General features: G+C 68.9%; 2 protein-coding genes. Both read right to left on the bottom strand.

Annotation, left to right across the window (positions count from 1 at the left end; genetic code table 11):
• On the bottom strand, positions 1 to 530 hold a 530-nt coding region (locus tag FK530_RS24365), incomplete at its 3' end, for a thymidine phosphorylase (RefSeq protein WP_146489424.1).
• Positions 527 to 836 (bottom strand): cytidine deaminase (locus tag FK530_RS24360; RefSeq protein ID WP_146489423.1); only part of this gene is annotated, 310 nt, incomplete at its 5' end. The genes FK530_RS24360 and FK530_RS24365, both read right to left, overlap by 4 nt.

Raw genomic sequence — 836 nt, 5'->3', positions numbered from 1 at the left:
GTGGTGTCGCGCAGGGCGTAGAGCTTGCGGTCGGCGGGAGCCAGACCAGAACCTGCCGCGCAGATGACGGCGCCAGCGCCCGTCCCCAGGATCTGCATGATCCGCTCATTGGACATGGTGGCCTCCCACCCGGGGATGGACTCCATCTTGTCCAGGGTGCCGCCCGTGTGCCCCAGGCCCCGCCCCGACAGCTGGGGCACGGCCACGTCGAACACGGCAACCAGGGGAGCCAGCGGCAGGGTGATCTTGTCCCCCACCCCGCCCGTGGAGTGCTTGTCCGCAGTGGGCCGGGGCAGGGAGGAGAAGTCCATCCGCTCCCCCGAGGCGATCATCGCATCGGTCCAGCGCTTGATCTCGGCACGATCCATGCCGTTGAGGAAGACGGCCATGGCCAGCGCCGACATCTGCTCATCCGCGACGACGCCTCGGGTGTAGGCGTCGATCACCCAGTCGATCTGGGCGTCCTCCAGCCGGTGGCCGTCGCGCTTGGCGGCGATCACGTCAACCGCGTCGAAGGGTTCGGTGCTCACATGTCCTCCTGGATGTCGTCCCTGACCTGGTCGAGGTCGCCAGTCCCGAATGCGCCGGGCAGGACCTCCTGCATCGTCATCGTGCCACCGGGCATGGCCAGCTGCAGATCCGGCCCCCCGTGTTCCATGAGCAGCTGGCGGCAGCGCCCGCACGGCGAGATCGCGTCCCCGTGGGCGTTCACGCAGGCGAAGGCGACCAGGCGCCCTCCCCCGCTGTTGACCAGTTCGGAGACCAGTCCGCACTCTGCACACAGCGCCACCCCGTAGGCAGCGTTCTCCACATTGCATCCGGTCACCACGCGCCCG

The organism is Tsukamurella conjunctivitidis, from assembly GCF_007858475.1.
Classification (GTDB): domain Bacteria; phylum Actinomycetota; class Actinomycetes; order Mycobacteriales; family Mycobacteriaceae; genus Tsukamurella; species Tsukamurella conjunctivitidis.
This window is presented reverse-complemented; position numbering and strand designations above follow the sequence as displayed.